Raw genomic sequence first — 22385 nt, forward strand, 5'->3', positions numbered from 1 at the left:
AGCGGCCATAGCATTTAACAACATAGAGGAATTTACTCATGGCAAAGATTAACCAGACTATCCCAGAGTTTACTACTGACGCATTTTACAACGGTGACTTCACCACCATCAGTAGCGAAGATGTAAAAGGTAAGTGGTCAATCTTTCTGTTTTACCCAGCGGATTTTACTTTCGTATGTCCGACTGAGCTGGAAGATATGGCTAACCATTACGAAGAATTACAGAAATTGGGCGTTGAAGTATACGCAGTGTCTACTGACACGCACTTCGTACACAAAGCATGGCACGATGCGAGTGAAGCTATCGGCAAGATCAAATTCCCAATGCTGGGTGACCCTACTGGTAAGATAACGCGCGGTTTTGACGTCATGATCGAAGAAGCAGGTCAGGCACTGCGCGGTACGTTCCTGGCAGACCCTGACGGCGTAATTAAAGTGGCTGAAATCCACGATCTGGGCATCGGTCGTTCAGCGAAAGACATGCTGCGCAAAGTGAAAGCGGCTCAGTACGTTGCCAACAACGACGGTGAAGTATGTCCTGCGGCGTGGGAAGAAGGTCAGAAAACACTGACGCCTAGCCTGGACCTGGTTGGCAAAATCTAAACATAAAGGTCTTCCTGTACCCTTGTTATCGGGCGCCACAGGCGCCCTTTTTTAACCCTAATGTTTAAAGGTGGAACCATGCTTACTAACGACATTTTACAGGCGCTTAAACAATACACCGCCAACATGCAGTCACCGGTCACACTGGTTCTGCAACAAGACGATGGGCAATCAAATCAAGAAAAACGTCAGGAACTCAAATCGTTTCTCGAACAGGTTGCTGGCGTGTCTGACAATCTGAACGTTGTAGAGCCTGACAAATACGCTCTGCGTTCAGGATTAAGCTTTACCCTTGAAGTAAATGGCGAGCCTACCGGCATTGTGTTCTCGGGCATTCCGGGCGGCCACGAATTTAACTCATTTGTACTGGCTCTTTTACAGGCGGCAGGTACGCCAATCAAGCTGGACAGTACGCTACAGAATATGATCAAAGCAGTGGACAAACCGCTGTCTTTTGAAGTGTATATCAGCCTCAGCTGTCATAATTGTCCTGATGTGGTTCAGGCGCTGAATCAGTTTGCCTTGCTGAACCCTCACATTAAAACGGAAATGATTGACGGCGGTCTGTTCCCAGAGTTGGTTGAGCAGAACAATATCCAGGGTGTACCGACTGTTATTTTGAATGGCGAGGTATTCGCTAACGGTAAGGTAGATACGGCACAACTTATCGATAAATTGAAGCAGGCCCATCCCGATCTGGGCAAGCAGGCTGCGCCAACAGAAGCGCTACCTGAGCAGGATGTGACCGTTATCGGTGGTGGTCCGGCCGGTGTGGCAGCCGCGATTTATGCAGCGCGTAAAGGCTTAAAAGTGACGATCGTTGCCGATCGTTTTGGCGGCCAGGTTAAAGACACCATGGATATCGAGAACCTGATTTCCGTGCCTAAAACCACGGGTACTGAGTTAACCGGCGCACTGCACACACACTTGGCCGACTATGATGTGACGATAAAAGAACACATGCGAGTCGAGCAAATCAAAAAAGGTGACGTGAAGACGCTGGTGTTAAGTTCGGGCGAGGAGATCACCTCCAAAACCGTCATCATTGCAACCGGTGCGAAATGGCGCGAGCTTGGCGTACCCGGCGAGAAAGAAAACGTTGGTAATGGTGTTGCCTACTGCCCACACTGTGACGGACCGTTTTATAAGGGCAAAGATGTTGCGGTGATCGGTGGCGGTAACTCTGGCGTCGAAGCGGCTCTTGATCTGGCGGGTATTGTGAAATCCGTGACTGTGATGGAATTTATGCCGGAACTGAAAGCCGACAAAGTTCTGGTTGATAAGCTTTATCAACGTGAAAATGTGTCGGTGCTGACCAACGTTGCTACGCAGCAAATTACCGCTTCAAACGGCAAAGTGGATGGCATTGAGTACCAGGACCGTGAAACGAGTGACACTCAACGCGTTGATTTGCAGGGCGTGTTTGTACAAATTGGCCTGCTGCCGAACAGTCAGGGACTCGATGGCGTAGTTGAACTGACTAAGTACGGAGAAGTTGTGATCAACGAAAAAGGTGAGACCAGCGAGCCGGGTATTTTTGCCTGTGGCGATGTGACCACCGTCCCATACAAACAGATAGTAATAGCGATGGGTGAGGGTGCCAAAGCATCACTGGCTGCGTTTGACTACCTGATCAAACACTTCAACTAATCAGGTTGTCTTAGAGTCCGTGAGCGATTCAGAAAAGATCTTCTCACGGGCTACCTCACAAATGGTCGCGACGGCTGGATGCTTAATTTTGCGTTCAGCCGTTATTGCATAGAAGCGTTGTTTAAGTTCACTTATTCTTCCCACCACTTCAACATCGAACGACTGGCAGACTTCCTGTTCAATAATGCTGGGCATAAAAAACAGGCCATGACCGTGCTGCCCGAATGATTTCATCAGTGCGCTGTCATCAAACTGACCTTTAATCAACGGAAAAATATCGCGTTCCGCGGTCCAGCGATCAAATTGCTGGCGAATAGCATACTGTTTGGTGGGCAGCAGCATAGGTGCTTTGTGCAATGATAAGGGAAAGTCGGGGGCAACTGTTCGCGCCAGCGTGGGGCTGGCGAAAAATGTGAGTACTGATTCTCCCAGGAAATGATTGTAGGCTTTGACACTGAGACCGCTGTTGAGAGGGATATCTGACAACACCATGTCGACCTCGTGTACTGCCAGGTCAGCGAGAATAGACTCGACCGGTCCTTCTTTGCAGGTCAGACAGATGTCGTGCTCCGCATGCAGTGCCGGTTCAATAATTTTATTCACAATGGTTTTAGGCAAAGCACTGGCGGCACTGACAATAAACTCCGAAGTGCCTACCGCTGGCGCGCCACGCAGAACATCCGCTAACTCTTTCCCCAGCTCAAAGATATCATTGGCATAGCCAAGTACCAGGCGTCCGGTTTCAGTCAGTTGTAGGCTTCGTCCAATGCGGTCAAACAATGGGTGGCCAATTCGCTCTTCCAGCAAGGTCAGTTGTCCGCTAATAGTTTGCGGTGTGATGTGCAGTTTTTCACTTGCGCGGGCAATACTGCCTTCATGCGCGACCACCCAGAAATAATGAAGGTGTTTATAATTCAGAGAGTCTGCCATTAACCAACCTCTACTTCGGGAAAAACGAAGTAAACATCCTCAAATCAAAGGAAATAATTATCTAACCTGAATAGATAAGGCGATACGGAGGAAAAGGTTCACTTAGTTGTGGGGGGAGGTGCCGGCACTGCGGCCGGCATGACAAAACTTCTTGCGGCCGGCATGACAAAAAAAGACATCGTTGCCTCCGCCGCTCTTTATTTGTCGCCTCCGCGCAGGCGGAGGCCTACATCAATTACTCTGCGTATTTAACCACAACACCGTCTTTGATAACGGTAGTCACTGACTCCATCAATGCCATATCTTCCAAAGGATTGCCTTTGACAGCTACGATATCAGCCAGTTTGCCCGCGCTGATACTGCCGAGCTTATCCTGTTGTTTAAGCAACGTGGCAGGGTTAATCGTCGCTGCCTGTAAAGCCTGCATTGGCGTCATGCCAAAACGCACCATGCGCGCAAATTGCTTGCCGTTATCGCCGTGTGGATACACGCCAGCATCTGAGCCAAACACCATTTTTACGCCCGCGTTCACGGCTTTTTCAAAATTAGCCCGCTGTCTTGTGCCAACGACGCGTTCTTTGTCCAAACTTTCCTGCAAGATCCCCGCTTGTTCGCCTTCACCTAAAATATATTCAGTGACATAGATGTCCATTGAAAAATAGGTACCATGTTGCAATGCCAGTTCAATGCCTTCGTCATCGAGCAGGCTGACATGTTCAACAGAATCTACGCCCGCTTTTATTGCGGCTTTGATTCCGTCAGTACCGTGTGCGTGCACCGCGACAGTGAGTCCGCGCAGGTGCGCCTCGGCGACCACGGCATCCATTTCTTCCTGACTGTATTGCTGCACACCCACTTTTGTACCTTTAGACAACACGCCGCCAGTGCCGCAGAATTTAATCACATCCGCGCCATATTTGATGTTGCGTCTGACTTTCTCGCGCACTTCCCAAGGACCATCGGCGACACCTTCACTGTACTGGTGATAGTCATAGGGCAATAAATTATTGTCACAGTGCCCACCGGTCACACCGATTGACGGTCCAGATACAAACATTTTTGGCCCCAACACGTCGCCATCATTGATTGCGTCTCTCAGTGCAACATCGGTAAAGCCCGGTGCACCGACATTGCGTACGGTGGTAAATCCTGCCATCAGGGTCTTTTCAGCGTGCTTCACGCCGGTTATCGCAGCGCGGGGTACCGATACTGCAAGACGCTTATAGCCATGTTTAGTGGCATCGCTGGTAAGGTGCACGTGCATGTCCATCAACCCAGGCAACAGTGTTTGTCCTTCCAGATTCAGCACCTGCGCGCCCTCGGGGATAGCCATTCTATTTTGCTTACCCACTGTTTTAATCACATTATTTTCAACGATTACCAGCGGCCGTTCGAGGACCTCACCTGACTCAACATCAATTAATCGATCTGCTGTGATAACGAGAAGTTTGGCATGTGCCGACGAAAATAAGCCAATACCGAGAAACAGCGTCGCTAAAAGCGCAACACGAATTTTCATAAACTACCTGTGAGATTGGAATTGAAGTGTGGAGCTATAATAACGTCACCGAAAAATTAGTGAAGTTAAAAACGCAAGCTATCTGCGTGATGCACGCCAGCATTCTATGGTCAGACAAAGCATCACAAGCCAAATAATCGTGTCCCCAAAGCGTCGGTAAGGTGTCGAGCCTGTCACCTTTTCCACCGTATGTTCGATGCTGCCCGCCTGAAACTGAGGTAAACGAGCGACGACGTCGCCTTTTTCATTAATAAACGCGGTGATGCCATTGTTGGTTGCCCTGAGTACAGGTAACCCAAACTCCTTCGCTCTAACCCGGGCGATTTCAAGATGCTGAGCCGGTCCATGTGAACGGCCAAACCAGGCGTCGTTACTTACGGTGATAATCGCATCGGTATGCTGGTCAATATTTGCACCTACCTGACGGGGAAAGGCAATTTCAAAGCAAATTGCAGGTGTCAGATGTACTGAATTTGCTACCAGATTGGGCTGTCTGAATGCGCCACGAGTAAAGGAGGACATGGGTAAATCAAACAGGGGCGCAATGCCTCTCAGCCAGTCCTCCAACGGAATAAACTCTCCGATCGGCAACAGGTGATGCTTGGCAAAGCGGTTGTCATGTAGATATTGATAATGGCCGGCGTCATCATCGGCATGCCGTTTGCCAAGTGTGATCAGGTTATTAAATACCTGCCGGGTTTCAAAATTGTAATTAACGATGCCGGTGATTAACCCGGTGTCTTTCTTGGCCGCTAAATCATCAAGCTCTTGCAAATAGTCCTGAGACAGGCTCTCTAACCTGGGTATCGCGGCTTCTGGCCAAATGATCAGATCGTTGTCCCAAAGTGACTGTGTGAGGTCCAGATACTTTTGCATAGTGGGCATGTCCTGCTCTGGTGCCCATCGTAACTCCTGACGAATATTGCCCTGGACCATCGCCACGTTAACCTGTTCACCGCCAGGCTCTGTCCAACTCACAGTGTTCAGTACGAAACCACTGAAAAATGCCGTGAAGCTTACAGTAAGTACTGCTAGCCATTTACGCTGAGGTAACCATACAGCAATTCCAGCGCACAGCATCATGACTAATGCACTGACGCCAGTTTCGCCAATCACCGGCATCCATCCTGATAACGGGCTATCTATCTGGCTGTAACCAATACTTAACCAGGGAAAACCGGTCAGAAGCCAGCTGCGTAGCCATTCGAACAAGGTCCATGCAACAGGCAATGCCAACGGCCACATCGAAGTGGGAAAACGATTTGCAATGAGGTTTAACGCCGCAGCAGGGAAGAGCGCCAGATAGCCGCACAGTAAAAACATCAGCGCCATGGAGGCAATCAACGGCAAGCCGCCGAAATCGGCGATGCTAACGTGCACCCAGCTGATGCCTGCCCCAAACCAGCCCAGGCCGAACAGCCAGCTAAACAGAAACTGTCGCCGTGGCTCAATGCGCTGGAGTAATATAATCACCAGCGGTACAGCAATAAAAACGATTGGCCATAACCCAAAGGGCGCGTAGGCCAGCGTCAGAGACGCGCCTGCCAGCAGGGCGACGATATAACGCAACATCGACGTCGCGCTTATTCGTCCTGGGACGGCAGGGTGATCTTTAACTGCACCAGGCGTCGTTTGTCGGAGTTGGTGACTTTGAACTGAATGTCATCAATACTGATTTCATCGTCGGTTTCCGGCATATGACCAAAGGCTTTGAGCACGATGCCACCAATGGTGTCAGCTTCTTCTTCGTCAAAGTTCGTTTTAAAGTAATTATTGAAATCTTCAACCGGCGTCAGTGCTTTAACAGAGTAGGTCTGCTTATTAAGCGAACGGATATTGTCACCACCGTCCTCATCAACATCGTACTCGTCTTCAATTTCACCAACGATTAATTCAAGAATATCTTCGATGGTGACTAGTCCTGATACACCGCCATACTCGTCGACCACGATGGCCATGTGATAGCGCTGCTGACGGAATTCTTTGAGCAGCACATCGACACGTTTGCTCTCCGGTACGATAACCGCAGGACGCAGGACATCCTGTAACTTAAATTCTTTGCCGGGGATGAATGCGTAAGCAAGTAAATCTTTTGCTAACAACAGACCTTCGATATGATCTTTGTCTTCGCTGATAACAGGGAAGCGTGAGTGCGCAGAGTCCAGCATCAAGGGCAGAAACTCTTCGACACTTTGGCCGATATCGATGGTGACCATCTGGGCGCGGGGTATCATGATATCCCTGACCCGCATTTCGTTGACTTCCATCACGCCTTCGATCATTTCACGGGTCGCGGGATCAATAAGCTCACGCTGTTCCGCATCGCAGATCATCTCGGCGAGTTCTTCTTTACTTTTCGGCTCTCCGGTAAAGGTATTGACGATTTTTTCTAGCCAGCCTTTGTTAGAAGAGCCGCTCGTAGAGTGGGGATTGTCTTCGCTCATTCGTTCTTTGGTCTGTTTATTGGAGTGTTATAGTTAATGATCTTGGTAGGGATCGTCAATTCCTAATTGCGATAAAATTGCGATCTCACGCGATTCCATCACTTCGGCATCGTCATCCTGTATGTGGTCGTAGCCCAATAAATGCAAGACGCCATGCACAATCATATGGGCCCAATGGTGCATTTCAGGCTTGTGTTGTTCATCTGCTTCGCGTTTCACCACGTCAGCGCAGATCACCAGATCGCCGAGTAAATTTAATTCAATGCCCGGTGGTGCCTCGAATGGAAATGACAGCACATTGGTGGGTTTGTCTTTACCACGATACTGCTGATTCAACTGCTGCGACTCGTCACTGTCAACGACGCGCACTGTCAGCTCTTGAGGTTCAGTGATGTCACCGCTCTCATTTAGCGCAGCATTAACCCAGCGCTGAATATCTTCACTGCTGGGAAGTTCGGGAGCGTCACTTGCGAATTGAATATCAACGACGTGATGCATTATTGGTCAGCTGATTTGTTGGCTTTGTCAGCTGCTTTTTTTTGGGCACTCAGACGTTGCTGCTCAGCATCATATTCTTCGTATGCTCTGACGATGCGTGCCACAACCGGGTGACGTACGACATCGTTAGCATTAAAGAAGTTAAATGAGATGTCCTGCACGTCCTGCAATACCTCAATACTGTGACGCAAACCTGAACGCACGCCGCGGGGCAAATCCACCTGGGTGATATCGCCGGTGATAACGGCCTTAGAGTTAAAGCCAATGCGGGTCAGGAACATTTTCATTTGCTCCACCGTGGTATTCTGGCTTTCATCAAGAATGATAAACGCGTCATTCAGGGTGCGACCGCGCATATAGGCCAGAGGTGCAACTTCGATGACGTTACGCTCGATCAGTTTTTCGACTTTTTCAAAGCCAAGCATTTCAAACAGTGCATCATATAAAGGACGCAGATAAGGGTCGACCTTTTGTGATAAATCGCCAGGTAGGAATCCCAACTTCTCACCCGCTTCAACGGCGGGGCGAGTCAGCAGGATACGTCTGATTTCCTGACGCTCTAACGCGTCCACAGCGCAGGCTACGGCTAGATACGTTTTGCCTGTTCCAGCTGGGCCTATACCAAAACTGATATCATGGTTGACGATATTGGCCACGTACTGACTTTGGTGCGGATTGCGCGGCTTAATCACGCCACGTTTAGTCTTAATGTGCACTTCTTTGCCGTACGCACCAGACTCAGCTCGCTCCAGGCATTTGGCTTCCTGAATGGCCAGGTGAACCTGGTCGGGCTCTAATTCCGGAATGTTGCCGCGTACCGGTTGGGTTTCGATGTAAAGAAGTTTAAGTAACTCAACCGCGCCATTCGCCTGTAAGGCTTCTCCGGTCACCTTAAACGCATTGTTACGATAAGTGATTTCTACGCCAAGGCGTCGTTCAATCTGTTTGATATTTTCATCAAACGGGCCGCACAGGCTTGACAGGCGACGGTTGTCTTCAGGCTCTAGTACAATTTCACTGGCAACAAGGTTACTCAAACTCTTTCTACTCTCTCTTATTTTGCAGGTACGAATTGCGCCACACCGTTTGCATCAGGCTGCATGGACGCTTGCTGGTTCAATATAGATTGGGGCGAACGGCTGATACGCAAGCCCATGTCGGCTTCGCGACGCACCACGTTGCCGCGCAGACTGTTGGTGAACACGTCAGTGATCAGCACATCGACGAATTCGCCTATCATATCTGGTGACCCTTCAAAGTTCACCACACGGTTGTTTTCGGTACGTCCTGACAGTTCCATCACGTTTTTCTTGGACGGCCCTTCTACCAGTATACGCTGCTCGGTATTCAGCATGTTGCGAGCAATCTGTTGCGCCTGTTGGTTGATGCGCTGTTGTAACAGGTATAGACGCTGTTTTTTGGTCTCTTCACTGACATCGTCAGGCAGATCTGCCGCAGGTGTGCCGGGACGGGCGCTGTAAATGAAGCTGAAGCTCAGGTCGTAGCCTACTGCCTGAATCAGATCCATGGTTGCTTCGAAGTCCTCATCGGTCTCGCCGGGAAAACCGATAATAAAGTCTGAAGACATGCTCAGGTTAGGTCGTACTTTCTTCAGACGACGAATTTTAGACTTATACTCAATCGCCGTATGGCCGCGTTTCATCAGGTTGAGTATACGGTCTGAGCCACTTTGCACCGGTAAATGAAGATGATCGACCAGCTCTGGAATGGTTTCGTAAGCAGCAATGATGTCATCGGTGAACTCAACCGGATGAGATGTGGTGTAGCGGATGCGATCGATGCCATCGATTGAGGCAACGAGTTCGAGCAGCTCGGCAAACGTACAGATACTACCGTCGTGATGAGGACCTCGAAACGCATTCACGTTCTGACCCAACAGGTTCACTTCACGGACACCCTGCTCAGCAAGCTGCGCGATTTCGTAGATCACATCGTCCACCGGGCGGCTGACTTCTTCCCCACGGGTGTAGGGAACGACACAGAAACTGCAATATTTTGAGCAGCCTTCCATGATGGATACAAACGCTGATGGGCCTTCCGCACGGGGCTCTGGCAGACGGTCAAACTTTTCAATTTCAGGGAAACTGATATCGACAACGGACGATTTACCGCCCTGGATCTGACTGATCATTTCAGGCAGGCGATGCAGGGTTTGCGGACCAAATACAATATCCACGAAAGGCGCACGCTGGCGAATATGATCACCTTCCTGAGAGGCCACACACCCCCCTACACCGATAATCAGTTGTGGATTGGTCTTCTTCAGGTTTTTCCAGCGACCTAGCTGGTGAAATACTTTTTCCTGCGCCTTTTCACGAATAGAACAGGTATTGAGCAGCAGAACATCTGCCTCTTCGGGCTCTTGAGCCAGCGTGTAGCCATGGGTTGAATCAAGCAGATCGGCCATTTTTTCCGAATCATACTCGTTCATCTGACAACCCCAGGTTTTGATGTACAGCTTTTTGCTCATAACCGAATACTCGTGAACTCTTTAATGTGTTAACAACACACCGGCTACATTATCAGTCGGTGCCAAAAAAGGGCGCGTATTTTACCGCCAATTACCTGTGAGTACCAGTCATTCTATAGTAGCCAGCGCTGGCGCAGGGTGATATTCGCTGCCCACACAATCAGCACACTGCCTGCCAGCAGACCAGTAGAAATGGGCTCTTGCCAGAGCAGGTAACCGAGCATCGCTGCAAATATCACGCTGGTATAGGTTAACAGACCAATTTTAACCGGTGACGCAAGCCTGAATGCTCGTGTCATCAGTACCTGTCCGACCGCGGCAAACACGCCCATAATGGCTAGTAGGCCAGTATTGTGGAGAGAGATGGGCTGCCAATCCCACAGCATGGGGAAAAACGAAATGATCGTAGAAATGCCGGTAAAATAGCCGACGATACGCAGCGAAGGCTCGCTGTCTGTCAACTTTCTGATGGTGCACTTTGTGGTGGCCACTAAACAAGCGCAAAGCACAGCGAGTACAATAAATATGTTAATGCCCTCAGAACCCGGGTTTAATACCAGAGCCGCACCAACAAAACCAATCATCATGGCTACCAGCGTTTTTATGCTAATGGTTTCTTTAAGCCATACACGAGCGATCAGCGGTACAATAAAAGGGGCGATGAGAAGCGCCATCATCGCCGGCGCCAGTGGCATGTTTGCTAACACATAGAAAAAACAGTACATGGCAATGAGGCCCGTGCTGGCTCGGAACAAATGCAGAGGAAATTTATCGGTGTGGATAAGTGTGCGTCCGCCGCGCAGGATCCAGGGTAACATCACTAGCATGGCGGCAAGATTTCGAAAAAACACCAGTTGCGTCTGCGTCAGGCTCTCGCTCAGATGTTTGACCATAGCGCCGACCCCGGCAAAAAGCGCCTCAGCAACAATCAGACACAGTGCACCTAATACGACGGGCGACGGCATGATTTCCTCCTTACTACGAAAGTTGCGTAGTGTAGGGAATCCATAGACGACTTACCACGTTGTTTTCTTAACCTGTCAGATAAGGAATAATGTCAGGCATAACGCTTTTTCAAATGTCAGAGAACAACTATGTATGACGTGTGTGTCGTCGGTGGCGGCATGGTCGGTGGGGCGGTAGCATTGGGTCTGGCACGGTCTGGTCTAACGGTCGCTGTGTTGGAAGCTCACATGCCTTCGGCGTATAACAGCGCTCAGCCTCCTGATATTCGCGTATCAGCAATTGGTCTTGCTTCTGTGAAGTTACTTGAGTCTCTGGGAGCATGGCAACATATTGCTACTAAACGGCTTTGCCCACTGCGTCATCTTGCGGTGTGGGAAAATAGTGACGCCAGAACCCAATTTAACGCCGCAGATGCAGATGAGTCAGTACTTGGCTATATCGTAGAGAATCGCATTATTCAACTGGGCTTACTGGACGCGGTCGCACAGCACAGTAATATCACACTGTATCAGGACGCTACCCCGGCGGATATAAGACTTGGGCAACCAAACCGAGTTACCTTAAGCAGTGGTGAAGAAATCTGCGCACGACTTTTGGTTGGTGCCGATGGTGCCAGATCAAGAGTGCGGCAGGCTGCTGGCATCGGCACACATGGCTGGCAATATTCACAGCATGCGATGGGTATACTGGTTAAAACAGACGGTCAGCAGGATATCACCTGGCAACAGTTTCACCCTTGTGGTCCCAGAGCATTTTTGCCCATGTACGATGGCTATGCGTCGTTGGTGTGGTATGACGAACCAACTACCCTAAAAGCACTTGGCAGCTTGTCTAAAGGGCGTTTAAAAGAGCAGATCGTGCAGCAATTTCCCGCGTTTGCTGATGATTTTGACGTGCTGCAGCATGCCGCATTTCCTTTGACCAGAATGCATGCCAATGATTATGTCAAAGCGGGTGTGGTACTGGTCGGTGACGCAGCACATACTATTAATCCACTGGCGGGTCAGGGCGTTAACCTCGGTTACCGGGATGTGGCTGCACTACTTGACGTCGTGAACGGCGCAATAGAAAAAAATGACGATATAGGTTCACCTGATGTACTGAAGGCTTATCAGGCCAAACGACGAAAGGATAATTTGTTAATGATGTCTGTCATGGACGCCATTTATATGACCTTTAGCAATGACATTACGCCATTGAAACATCTGCGTAACCTGGGACTGAAATTAGCGGATGCTGCTGGCCCGGTTAAAACTCAGGTGATGAAATACGCGATGGGGATTTGATGACTGTTATTTATATTTTAGCCATTCTTTTTCTGGCACTGTTTATTGTTATTCCATTGATTGAAAAATCAAACCTGCGAATGAGTGATGAGACTACCGCCAAGTTCAGCCGCTGGATCTGGCCATTGGTCATGATCCTGATTGTTGTGCAACTGATAATGTTGGTGGTGTAGATGATACCCGACAGGTGCTGCGCACCTTCGGGTATGACGGGAGGGGAGCGGCAAAGCCGCGGTCAGGAATCTCCTACCAGATACCTTTCTCACTGCTGCCCTGGATCTCGCAGTCGCCCGTTTTGTATTCGGGGACCTTGCCAGCTTCTCTTTTTCTGAAATAGTCTTTACTGATACTGACAATGGTAGGCGTTAGCCACAGGATGGCGATGATGTTGATTACCGTCATGAGTCCCAGCGCCATATCGGCCATGGCCCACACATCGGGCAAAGCGGCTTGTGAACCCCATAAAATCATCAGCAGATAACCGCTGGTGTAACATATCCGGCCAATTTTATTGTCGAGCCTGAACATGTGCAGATTACTCTCACCATAGGCATAGTTTGCCACTACCGACGTGAAGGCAAACAGGGTGATGGCCGCGGCGACAAAATCCTCACCACCACTACCAAGGTGATACTCCATAGCGGATTGCGTCAGGCGAATACCTTCCATGCCGGTGCCATTTGCTCCGCCAGCCAGCAGGATAATGACAGCGGTGCAGGTACACAGCACCATGGTATCGAGGAATACCCCAAGCATCTGCACATAGCCTTGCGAGACGGGGTGGGGGGGATAAGGCGTTGCGCCGGCAGCAGCGTGAGGTACGCTACCCGAACCTGCTTCATTTGAGTATAGTCCGCGCTGAATGCCGTGTTTGACCGCTGCGCCAAAAGCGCCTGCACCTGCTTCTTGTAATCCAAATGCATGCGTGACGATATCCCACACCATGGCGGGTACATCAACGATATTAAACAGGGTGATACCGATGGCTACCAGCGCGTAGCCCACGCCCATCACTGGAATAACGTATTCGGAAAACCGTGCAATGGCCCTGAAGCCACCCACCACGATAAGGCCAGCCAGCGTGATGATGAGTAAACCACCATAAAAAGTGGGAATACCGTACGCATTGTTCCATGCGTCAGTAATGGTATTGGCCTGTACCGCGCTAAATACAAAGCCGTAGCCCATGAAAAGGCAGAGGGAAAATACAATCGCCAACCACTTATTTTTCAACCCCTGCTTGATGTAATACGCAGGGCCGCCGCGATACTCACCGTTGTCATCACGCACTTTATATAGTTGCCCAAGTACGCTTTCCGCAAAGCCGGTTGCCATGCCCAGCAGCGCAATAACCCACATCCAGAATATCGCGCCTGGACCACCTAGTGAGATGGCTACGGCAACGCCCGCCAGATTACCGGTGCCGACGCGGGCAGAGAGGCTGGTACATAGGGCCTGAAAAGAGCTGATCCCCGAGGCGTCTCCCTGTTTACTGCCTTTGAGGACAGAGAACATGTGACCAAAATGCTTAAGCTGGATGAATCCGAGACGATAGGTAAACCATACGCCGGTGACTAACAGCATTACGATCAGAAGCTGACCGTCGCCCCAAAGCACATTATTGACTGCTGCAACGATATCGTTAATCAAAATAAACAGGCTCTACAGGTGAGTTGCAAAGCACCAAAGTGTGCCGTTGATGTGCGCGCGTGTCCAGAGGTTACGCTAAATTGCTGGAGGCAAACAAAAAACGCCGTTAAAGAACGGCGTTTTGAATATGGCTGGGGGAGCTGGACTCGAACCAACGAATGGCGGGATCAAAAACCGCTGCCTTACCAACTTGGCTATACCCCAAGAAACTGACCCGCAATTGCGTGACGGTATAAAAAAGGGATGGCTGGGGTAGCTGGACTCGAACCAACGAATGGCGGGATCAAAACCCGCTGCCTTACCAACTTGGCTATACCCCAACAATGGTGCGGAAGGAGAGACTTGAACTCTCACGCCGTGAAGCACTGGAACCTAAATCCAGCGTGTCTACCAATTCCACCACTTCCGCATTGGACTATTTCATATTACATGAAATGGTGGCTACGGCGGGACTCGAACCTGCGACCCCATCATTATGAGTGATGTGCTCTAACCAGCTGAGCTACGTAGCCACGATACTTCTTATCATCAACTATTTATCGTTGGTGTTTCGAAGTGGCGCGTATTATGCGTATCTGTCCGGTGGTCGTCAACCCCTTTTTGATAGTGTGTTTGTACCGCTGAGTTGATTGCACAGATACTAAACAAATCTGCTGTTTTTCAGTCAATTCTAAGGCATCAAGCAGGGAAGAAAGCTTAAGAAGAAGTGAACTGATTCACGACATCAAGCGTTTATAAACATCAATTTTTTCTTAGAGAGGGGACTAAATTGCAGTTTTTATCTTCACTTACGGTAAGAGCCCGACTGGCGATAGGGTTTGGTACCATTCTCGCTTTGCTTATATTGTTAACGGTGCAAGGTATTCAACGGGTTAACTTCATTGACCGCACCCTTGCTGAAATAACCGATATCAATTCAGTAAAACAACGTTATGCGATTAACTTCAGGGGAAGCGTACACGATCGTGCAATCGCTATTCGTGATGTGGGTATCGCTCGTAGCAATGCCGAAATTTCAGAGTTCGAACGCGAAATTCGCCGGCTTGAATCCTTCTACACAGAGTCGGAAAACAGAATGAACGCAATGTTGCGTGACGGCACGGAATTTACCGCTACCGAACGGGACATCCTCAAACGCATTGAAAATATTCAAGCCAAAACACTACCCATGATTGAACAGATCCTGCGCGACAAAAAAGCGGGGAAGTCAGTCGACGAGCAACTACTAGATGAGGCCCGCCCGGCATTTATTGAGTGGCTTAACACCATCAATGAGTTTATCGATTATCAGGAGGACCAGAATCAGAGCGCCACTCCGGAAGCCCGTGATGTTGCTGGTGGGTTCCAAAATTTGATGCTCGTACTGGTAGCCGTTGCCGTGGCGCTTTCACTTGCAGTTGGTTTCTTGATTGACAGAAGTCTACTGGCGTCACTGGGGGGGGAGCCATCCGAAGCGCAAAATGCAATAAAACGCGTGGCCGACGGTGACCTTACCCGTGAAAATGATGCGGAATTTAAAGGGAGTGTTTTGGACTCTGTGTCTGAGATGAGTGATAAGTTGACCAGTATCGTGCGTAATATCATCAATGCAGCGAATAATGTGACTGTGCAAGTTGGCGAAGTCTCAGAGGGCTCGGCAAAGGTACTCGCTGCGGCACAAAGCCAGGCTGAATTGACCAGCGAAACAGCGGCTAAATTGGGTTCCATGCGCGAGAGCATCGATCAGGTGTCGCAAATCGCCCACAAAACCGAAGAGAACTCCGGGCTCACTGTTGACTATGCAGAGCAGGGGCGCGAAGTCGTGAATAATACGGCTGATGAGATGGAACGCATTGCTAGGACTGTCGATGACACGGTGAAGCAAATTCGTTTGTTGGAAGAAAACACCAAACAGATTGGCGGCATTGTAAACGTGATCAGTGGAATTTCGGAACAGACCAACTTACTTGCCTTAAATGCCGCTATTGAAGCTGCACGTGCAGGAGAGTCTGGACGCGGCTTTGCAGTTGTTGCTGACGAAGTACGTCAGTTAGCGCAAAGGACGGGGGAAGCGACATCACAGATCGAAGGAATGATAAATGAAGTGCAAATGCAAACCGCAGCTTCTGTATCTGCGATGGAGAAGACCCAACCTCAGGTGGAAAACGGAAAAGCCCAGACAATGAAGGCAACCGAGTTACTTGAAAATATTGAGCAGCAAGCGACTGATTCACTTCAACGTGTTAAAGAGGTTGCAGCAGCAGCAGCTCGACAGGTGTCAGTAGTAGGTGAGATCAGTAAAGCAATGGAAGACATCGCCGCCATGTCAGATGACGCGATGCAGTCGATGCAGAGCAATGATACCGCTGCCTTTACGCTGAGTAAGCTATCAGCAGAACTGAAAAAGGAAGTGGAGTACTTCAAGCTATAAGGAATAAAAAAGGCCCGCATGTGCGGGCCTCAAATCAGTTATGTTATCCGTTACACATTGAATCGGAAGTGGATGACATCGCCGTCTTTGACAATATAGTCTTTGCCTTCGAGACGCCATTTGCCCGCGTCCTTCGCGCCTTGTTCACCGTTATTCGCGATATAGTCGTCATAACCTACGACTTCTGCACGAATGAATCCTTTTTCAAAATCAGTGTGAATTTTTCCTGCTGCCTGTGGCGCGGTAGAGCCGTTAGGGAAGGTCCAGGCCCGCACCTCTTTTACGCCAGCAGTAAAATACGTTTTTAGTGTTAATAAGCTGTAACCTGCGCGGATCACGCGATTCAGACCAGGCTCTTCTAAGCCCATTTCTTCCAGAAAGTCAGCCTTTTCATCATCGTCCAGTTCTGCGATTTCTGATTCAATTGCCGCACACACAGCGACCACTACCGCATTCTCCTGTTCGGCGATGGCCTTCACTTCATCCAGGTAAGGATTGTTGTCAAAGCCGTCCTCATTAACGTTTGCCACATACATGGTAGGCTTCAGAGTGAGCATATTCATGTAGCTGATGGCAGCCAGCTCTTCTTTTTCCAGAGGCAGAGAGCGCAGCATGAGTCCTTCATCGAGGTGCGGCTTTATTTTTTCAAGCACTTTGAGCTCAAATTTGGCGTCAGCGTCACCGCCTTTGGCGCGCTTACCAACGCGTATAAGAGCCTTTTCTGTCGTTTCCAGATCAGCCAGTGCCAGTTCGGTATTAATCACGTCAATGTCGTCTTTAGGGCTGACTTTGCCAGCGACGTGAACAATATTATCGTTTTCAAAACAACGTACAACGTGGCCAATAGCATCGGTTTCGCGAATGTTAGCCAGGAATTTATTACCCAGACCTTCGCCTTTAGAGGCACCAGCGACCAGACCTGCGATATCCACAAACTCCATGGTTGTGGGGATCACACGTTGAGGGTTAACAATCGCCGCCAGTTTGTCGAGGCGCTCATCGGGTACTGGCACCACACCAGTATTTGGCTCTATGGTACAAAATGGAAAATTGGCCGCTTCGATGCCTGCTTTGGTCAAGGCATTGAACAAGGTGGATTTTCCTACATTGGGCAAACCTACAATGCCGCACTTAAATCCCATGATGTATTCCTCATATAGATAACGTGACTTACACGTTACGTAAATTATTCTGCTTTGAAAGCGTGCAATCGATTCATCGCCTTAACGAGATCCTCTTTAATGAGAAGTTCGGTACAGCGCAAGGCTTCATCAATTGCTTCATCCATTTGTTGCTGTTCGTTCTGAGGGGCTTTCCCCAGTACGTAGCCAGTCACTTTGCTTTTGTGACCCGGGTGGCCAATGCCGATGCGAAGCCGCAGAAAGTTTTTATTGTTGGCTAATTTACTGACAATATCGCGAATGCCATTCTGACTGGCGCTACCGCCCTGTTTGAACTTGGCGACGCCGGGAGGTAAATCTAACTCATCGTAGGCAACAAGAATCTGTTCGGGTGTAATCTTATAGAAGCTCGCCAGTGCGGATACAGACTGACCACTGCGGTTCATAAAGGTTGTTGGGATAAGTAGTCGAACGTCCTGATTGGCTATCTGGACCCGGCCTGTATAGCCGAAGAACTTGCTTTCCAGTTTGAGGGGGCAACGATAAGTGTCAGCGAGAGCCTGAACGAACCAAGCGCCGGCGTTGTGGCGTGTATATTGATATTCGGGGCCCGGATTACCCAGGCCCACAATCAGACGAATGTCCGCCAAGGAAATTATTCCTCAGTGGCTTCTTCTTCACCGTCCTCGGCGTCATCAGCACTTGCTCCGCCTTTAGCGGCCTTGACCGTTACAACCGCCAAGTCGTGATCTTCACCTTTAGCCAATTCAACCAAGGTTACGCCCGCAGGCATTTTTAGGTCAGAAAGGTGCAGAGTCTGGCCAAGTTCTACATTCATCAAATCTACTTCGATGAACTCTGGCAGGTCTTTTGGCAGACAGGTGATCTCGAGCTCGTTTACGTGGTGTTCTGCATGACCGCCTTGTGTTTTGATCGCAGCACACTTGTCTTCATTAACGAAGTGAACAGGAACATTGGTATGCAGTGCTTCACCAGCTACAACACGCTGGAAGTCCATGTGTGTAACTTTAGGCTTGTACGGGTGACGCTGCATATCTTTTAGCAGCGCTTCGACTTTCTCGCCACCAATGTTCAGAGTCAGAACGTGTGAATAAAAGGCTTCAAATTCTTGTGCCTGGATCACTTTGTTGTGCTCAAGGGTCAGTGCCAGTGGCTCTTTATCGCCACCGTAAAGGATAGCAGGAACTTTGTCGGCATGACGCAGGCGGCGGCTCGCACCTTTCCCCAGGTCTGTGCGGACTTCCGCATCCAGTGTAAAAATTGCTTCAGACATGTTGTACTCCAAAATATTCGTGGATTTTTGCGACCAAAACCCACTTTCAACACGGACGTTACGTCCGTAAACAAGGTTAACCCCTCAAAAAAGGGCGGCGAATTCTACCATCTGCCTTTTCGTTATACAACGCTACTTACCTATTCAATGTTAAATTTAACCGGCTTGTGCATAGGCTTGTTGAAGCCAGTTAATTAACTCATCATCAACCTGACTGATGTCGCTGATTTTTACTCGATGACTGACCATGGCATTGAAACTGCCTGATGCTTCAAGACGCCCTTCTGCAGGTGTGTCTTTTAGGTTGATACCAACGTCAATACGGGTTTTTGTGGAGGGCTGGATAAGCGCGAACTGCTTTTTCCGTCTGAGGCTGACATAGGTCTTTTTCGGCGCTATCTCGACGTCATCACCAAAACAAAGTATACGTTCTGTAATAGCGTCATAGATGGGCCGCAACGGCTGTTTACCATTTTCATATTGGGCAGCTATTAAATCGGACGGCGCACTGTCTTTGCGGTTAAGGTATTTTTGGGCAATCAGGTTGGCAAAGCCGTGGGTAACCTGCCACTGCGATTTTAGCATGCTTACAATCTTGCCATGCTTGTTGAGCTTCTCGCTATCTATAACAGAATACCATTGCTCGAGGGACTTACCGGTTTTATCAGGTAGGTTGTCCAGCATGGTCTGTAGCTGTTGTTCGGGTGTGGCCATCATTACGTTCCTGTTCCGTTGCGACGCTATAAAAGCATAGACCAGTCCATCAAACAGACATAAAAAAGGCGCCAGTTGTGAAGTGGCGCCTCAATATATGTGCAAAACTGGTGAAGCCTACTGCTTGGTTACCACCTGATCAATCTGACCAAAAATGGATTGGCCGTTGGCATCAAACATTTCGATTTGCACGCGGTCGCCGAAGTCCATAAAGGGGGTTGAAGGCTTACCGTTCTGAATCGTTTCAATCATTCTGATCTCAGCAATACAGCTGTAGCCAACGCCGCCTTCATTGACAGGTTTGCCCGGACCGCCGTCCATTTTGTTAGACACGGTTCCTGAGCCTATTAGCGTACCTGCACTCAACGGACGGGTTCTGGCGGCATGGGCCACCAATTGACCAAAGTGGAACGTCATATCTGTGCCTGCATCGGGTTTACCGAACATCTCACCGTTCAAGTGTGAGACCAGTGGCAGATGCACTTTACCTTGTTGCCAGGCATCGCCTAGCTCATCAGGGGTAACGCATACCGGACTGAACGCACTGGAAGGCTTTGACTGGAAGAAACCAAACCCTTTTGCCAGTTCGCCGGGGATTAATCCGCGCAGTGATACATCGTTCACCAACATGATGAGTTTAATGTGCTTCAGTGCATCTTCGGCACTCACGCCCATAGGCACATCGTCTGTAATAACCGTGATTTCGGCTTCGAAATCGATACCAAAACCTTCACTCTGCGGCATCACGATAGGATCACGGGGCGCCAGAAATGCATCAGAACCGCCCTGATACATCAGAGGATCTGTCCAGAAACTTTCAGGCATTTCTGCGTTGCGCGCCTTACGAACCAATTCCACGTGGTTAACATAAGCGCTACCATCGGCCCACTGGTAAGCTCGGGGCAGGGGAGAATGGCACTGGGTTTGATCGAAATCCTGACCCTCTATCTGGCCATTTTCCAGTTGCTCGTACAGTGCCTGCAGTTTAGGGGCGGTGTCGTTCCAATTATCTAAAGCCGCCTGCAACGTCGGGGCAACCTCTGAGGCGCTGACCATTTTACTCAGCGTTGAGTTGACGACCACAAGCCGCCCGTCACGGCCGTGCTTTAATGTTGCTAATCTCATTTAGATACCTCTTCAAAACTTTTATCGCCATGCATCCAGTCGGCATGTCGTGGTGCTTGTTTGGTACGAGACCACTCTTCCAGCATGTCTTCTGATACACGTTTTAACTCTTCCATCATACCGGGCTTTGCCGTATTGGCCGCCAGTTCGATGCGATGACCATTCGGGTCGAAGAAATAAATCGACTTAAAAATGGTGTGGTCGGTCGGTCCCAACACGTCGATCCCATTGGCTTCGAGTTTTGCTTTTGCCTTGAGCAGCGTATCCATATCTTCAACTTCGAACGCGATATGCTGCACCCACTCGGGCGTATTGCCGTCACGCCCCATTTCAGGGGAATTGGGTAACTCAAAAAACGCCAGCACGTTGCCCATGCCTGCATCCAGAAATACATGCATGTAAGGGTCCGGCGCTTTGGTTGAGGGGACTTCGTTTTCTGCTATCGCGAGCTGGAAGTCCATGTCCAACATATCACGATAAAAATTTACCGTTTCCTTCGCATCTTTACAGCGATAGGCAACGTGGTGAATACGCTTGAGCATTATGCGGTTTCCTCGTCTTTTTGGATCACGCCACGAGCCAGCTGGTCACGCTCGATAGATTCAAACAGTGCCTTAAAGTTACCTTCGCCGAAGCCTTCGTCTTCTTTACGTTGAATAAATTCAAAGAATACCGGCCCCAGCAGAGTTTCAGAGAAAATTTGCAGTAACAAACGAGGCTTGCCGCCTTCCGTTGTGCCATCAAGCAGGATGCCGCGCATCTGCAGTTCGTTGGTAGGCTCGCCGTGGCCAGGCAGACGTTCTTCGAGCATCTCATAGTACGTGCCCGGAGGAGGCGTCATAAACTTCATGCCCATCGCCTTGAGCTTGTCCCAACATTCTAGCAAGTTGTCACACGCCAATGCGATATGCTGAATACCTTCGCCATTATATTGCATCAGGAATTCTTCGATCTGGCCGCCACCTTTTGATTCTTCATTAAGAGGTATGCGGATCTTACCATCCGGCGCGGTCATTGCTTTTGACAGCAGGCCTGTGTATTCACCTTTGATATCGAAGTAGCGAATTTCGCGGAAGTTGAACAGCTTTTCATAATAGTTGGCCCAGTGCTGCATGCGACCGCGATAAACGTTGTGCGTCAGATGATCCAGTGTGTGGAAACCACAGCCTTCAGGATGACGGTCAACGCCTTCAATCCATTCGAAGTCAATATCATAAATTGACACACCTTCTTTGTAGCGGTCAATCAGGTACAGAGTTGCACCACCGATACCTTTGATGGCGGGCAGGCGAAGCTCCATGGGACCAGTATGCACCTCAACCGGCTGCGCACCTTTACGCAATGCTTCTTTATAAGCAAATTGTGCGTTCTTGACGCGGAACGCCATGCCGCATGCAGAAGGGCCGTGCTCATCTGCATAATAATCAGCGTGGCTATTAGGCTCATAGTTAGTGATAAAGTTAATATCACCCTGACGCCACAGTTCAACTTGTTTAGATTTATGAATGGCTACTTTACTGAAGCCCATTGCCTCGAACACTGGCTCTAGAATTCCGCGCTCTGGCGCCGTAAATTCAACAAATTCGAAGCCGTCCAGGCCCATCGGGTTTTCAAATAAATCCGCCATAATTTTCACCTTATTTTGTGTTGCAGTTGACAAAAGCGTTCAACAGAACGCAACATAG

General features: G+C 49.4%; 21 protein-coding genes and 4 tRNA genes. 5 read left to right on the forward strand and 20 right to left on the reverse strand.

Features of this window, described 5'->3' with window-relative positions; translation table 11 throughout:
* The first annotated feature begins 38 nt into the window (after nt 1–38).
* Entirely contained in the window at nt 39–602 is a 564-nt protein-coding gene (gene ahpC, locus G441_RS0100885; RefSeq protein ID WP_026374612.1) for an alkyl hydroperoxide reductase subunit C, read from the forward strand.
* 78 nt (nt 603–680) lie between these two features.
* Nucleotides 681–2252: an alkyl hydroperoxide reductase subunit F gene (ahpF, locus tag G441_RS0100890; protein ID WP_026374613.1), complete on the forward strand. Its 1572-nt coding sequence runs from the start codon at nt 681–683 to the stop codon at nt 2250–2252.
* Here ahpF and nhaR read toward each other — a convergent pair whose 3' ends face one another.
* From nhaR to G441_RS0100930, 8 genes are all read right to left on the reverse strand, one after another.
* Nucleotides 2253–3182 carry a transcriptional activator NhaR gene (nhaR, locus tag G441_RS0100895; RefSeq protein WP_026374614.1) on the reverse strand — a complete coding sequence of 310 codons (930 nt, stop codon included), beginning with the start codon at nt 3180–3182 and terminating at the stop codon, nt 2253–2255.
* Nucleotides 3183–3417: 235 nt separating this feature from the next.
* On the reverse strand, nt 3418–4701 hold the full coding sequence (locus tag G441_RS0100900) for a Xaa-Pro dipeptidase (RefSeq protein WP_026374615.1): 1284 nt from the start codon (nt 4699–4701) through the stop codon (nt 3418–3420).
* 78 nt (nt 4702–4779) lie between these two features.
* Nucleotides 4780–6273, reverse strand: a complete 1494-nt coding sequence (lnt, locus tag G441_RS0100905) for an apolipoprotein N-acyltransferase (RefSeq protein ID WP_026374616.1) — start codon at nt 6271–6273, stop codon at nt 4780–4782.
* An 11-nt stretch (nt 6274–6284) separates the two neighbouring features.
* Entirely contained in the window at nt 6285–7145 is an 861-nt protein-coding gene (gene corC, locus G441_RS0100910) for a CNNM family magnesium/cobalt transport protein CorC (protein WP_026374617.1), read from the reverse strand.
* Between the two features lie 33 nt (nt 7146–7178).
* Nucleotides 7179–7643: an rRNA maturation RNase YbeY gene (ybeY, locus tag G441_RS0100915; protein ID WP_026374618.1), complete on the reverse strand. Its 465-nt coding sequence runs from the start codon at nt 7641–7643 to the stop codon at nt 7179–7181.
* Nucleotides 7643–8680 carry a PhoH family protein gene (locus G441_RS0100920; RefSeq protein ID WP_026374619.1) on the reverse strand — a complete coding sequence of 346 codons (1038 nt, stop codon included), beginning with the start codon at nt 8678–8680 and terminating at the stop codon, nt 7643–7645. The genes ybeY and G441_RS0100920 overlap by 1 nt, the downstream gene beginning before the upstream one ends.
* A gap of 17 nt (nt 8681–8697) precedes the next feature.
* Nucleotides 8698–10134, reverse strand: a complete 1437-nt coding sequence (miaB, locus tag G441_RS0100925) for a tRNA (N6-isopentenyl adenosine(37)-C2)-methylthiotransferase MiaB (RefSeq protein ID WP_026374620.1) — start codon at nt 10132–10134, stop codon at nt 8698–8700.
* 113 nt (nt 10135–10247) lie between these two features.
* Nucleotides 10248–11099 (reverse strand): DMT family transporter, encoded by an 852-nt coding sequence (locus tag G441_RS0100930; RefSeq protein ID WP_026374621.1) that lies wholly within the window; start codon nt 11097–11099, stop codon nt 10248–10250.
* 129 nt (nt 11100–11228) lie between these two features.
* On the opposite strand from G441_RS0100930, the gene G441_RS0100935 reads away from it, so the two are divergent.
* Together G441_RS0100935 and G441_RS19805 are read left to right on the forward strand one after the other, a co-directional pair.
* Nucleotides 11229–12386, forward strand: a complete 1158-nt coding sequence (locus G441_RS0100935; RefSeq protein WP_026374622.1) for an FAD-dependent oxidoreductase — start codon at nt 11229–11231, stop codon at nt 12384–12386.
* On the forward strand, nt 12386–12559 hold the full coding sequence (locus tag G441_RS19805; protein ID WP_169726030.1) for a hypothetical protein: 174 nt from the start codon (nt 12386–12388) through the stop codon (nt 12557–12559). Before G441_RS0100935 ends, G441_RS19805 begins: the two co-directional genes overlap by 1 nt.
* A gap of 73 nt (nt 12560–12632) precedes the next feature.
* Here the strand turns inward: G441_RS19805 and G441_RS0100945 are convergent, their stop codons facing one another.
* The 5 genes from G441_RS0100945 to G441_RS0100965 all read right to left on the reverse strand — a co-directional run bounded on the left by G441_RS0100945 (nt 12633) and on the right by G441_RS0100965 (nt 14548).
* Nucleotides 12633–14036, reverse strand: coding sequence for an alanine/glycine:cation symporter family protein (locus G441_RS0100945; RefSeq protein WP_026374623.1), 1404 nt, complete (start codon nt 14034–14036; stop codon nt 12633–12635).
* A gap of 128 nt (nt 14037–14164) precedes the next feature.
* Nucleotides 14165–14240 (reverse strand) — tRNA-Gln (locus G441_RS0100950).
* A gap of 40 nt (nt 14241–14280) precedes the next feature.
* Nucleotides 14281–14356: transfer RNA gene (locus G441_RS0100955), tRNA-Gln, on the reverse strand.
* Between the two features lie 4 nt (nt 14357–14360).
* Nucleotides 14361–14445 (reverse strand) — tRNA-Leu (locus G441_RS0100960).
* A 26-nt stretch (nt 14446–14471) separates the two neighbouring features.
* Nucleotides 14472–14548 (reverse strand) — tRNA-Met (locus tag G441_RS0100965).
* A 257-nt stretch (nt 14549–14805) separates the two neighbouring features.
* On the opposite strand from G441_RS0100965, the gene G441_RS0100970 reads away from it, so the two are divergent.
* A complete protein-coding gene (locus G441_RS0100970; protein ID WP_026374624.1) occupies nt 14806–16446 on the forward strand; it encodes a methyl-accepting chemotaxis protein in 1641 nt (546 codons plus the stop codon).
* A gap of 50 nt (nt 16447–16496) precedes the next feature.
* Here the strand turns inward: G441_RS0100970 and ychF are convergent, their stop codons facing one another.
* The 7 genes from ychF to hppD form a co-directional block, all read right to left on the reverse strand.
* Nucleotides 16497–17588 carry a redox-regulated ATPase YchF gene (ychF, locus tag G441_RS0100975; protein ID WP_026374625.1) on the reverse strand — a complete coding sequence of 364 codons (1092 nt, stop codon included), beginning with the start codon at nt 17586–17588 and terminating at the stop codon, nt 16497–16499.
* Between the two features lie 44 nt (nt 17589–17632).
* Nucleotides 17633–18217 (reverse strand): aminoacyl-tRNA hydrolase, encoded by a 585-nt coding sequence (pth, locus tag G441_RS0100980; protein WP_026374626.1) that lies wholly within the window; start codon nt 18215–18217, stop codon nt 17633–17635.
* Nucleotides 18218–18222: 5 nt separating this feature from the next.
* The gene (locus tag G441_RS0100985; protein ID WP_026374627.1) at nt 18223–18861 is read right to left on the reverse strand and encodes a 50S ribosomal protein L25/general stress protein Ctc; all 639 of its coding nucleotides are present in this window, start codon (nt 18859–18861) and stop codon (nt 18223–18225) included.
* Between the two features lie 156 nt (nt 18862–19017).
* Nucleotides 19018–19578 (reverse strand): DUF5655 domain-containing protein, encoded by a 561-nt coding sequence (locus tag G441_RS0100990; protein ID WP_026374628.1) that lies wholly within the window; start codon nt 19576–19578, stop codon nt 19018–19020.
* Nucleotides 19579–19692: 114 nt separating this feature from the next.
* Complete coding sequence (locus G441_RS0100995) at nt 19693–20700, reverse strand: fumarylacetoacetate hydrolase family protein (protein WP_026374629.1); 1008 nt, start codon at nt 20698–20700, stop codon at nt 19693–19695.
* Nucleotides 20697–21242: a VOC family protein gene (locus G441_RS0101000; protein WP_205622147.1), complete on the reverse strand. Its 546-nt coding sequence runs from the start codon at nt 21240–21242 to the stop codon at nt 20697–20699. The genes G441_RS0100995 and G441_RS0101000 overlap by 4 nt, the downstream gene beginning before the upstream one ends.
* Nucleotides 21242–22327 carry a 4-hydroxyphenylpyruvate dioxygenase gene (gene hppD / locus G441_RS0101005; RefSeq protein ID WP_026374631.1) on the reverse strand — a complete coding sequence of 362 codons (1086 nt, stop codon included), beginning with the start codon at nt 22325–22327 and terminating at the stop codon, nt 21242–21244. Before hppD ends, G441_RS0101000 begins: the two co-directional genes overlap by 1 nt.
* Nucleotides 22328–22385 lie beyond the last annotated feature (58 nt).

This window comes from Aestuariibacter salexigens DSM 15300 (genome assembly GCF_000429145.1).
Classification (GTDB): Bacteria; Pseudomonadota; Gammaproteobacteria; order Enterobacterales; family Alteromonadaceae; genus Aestuariibacter; species Aestuariibacter salexigens.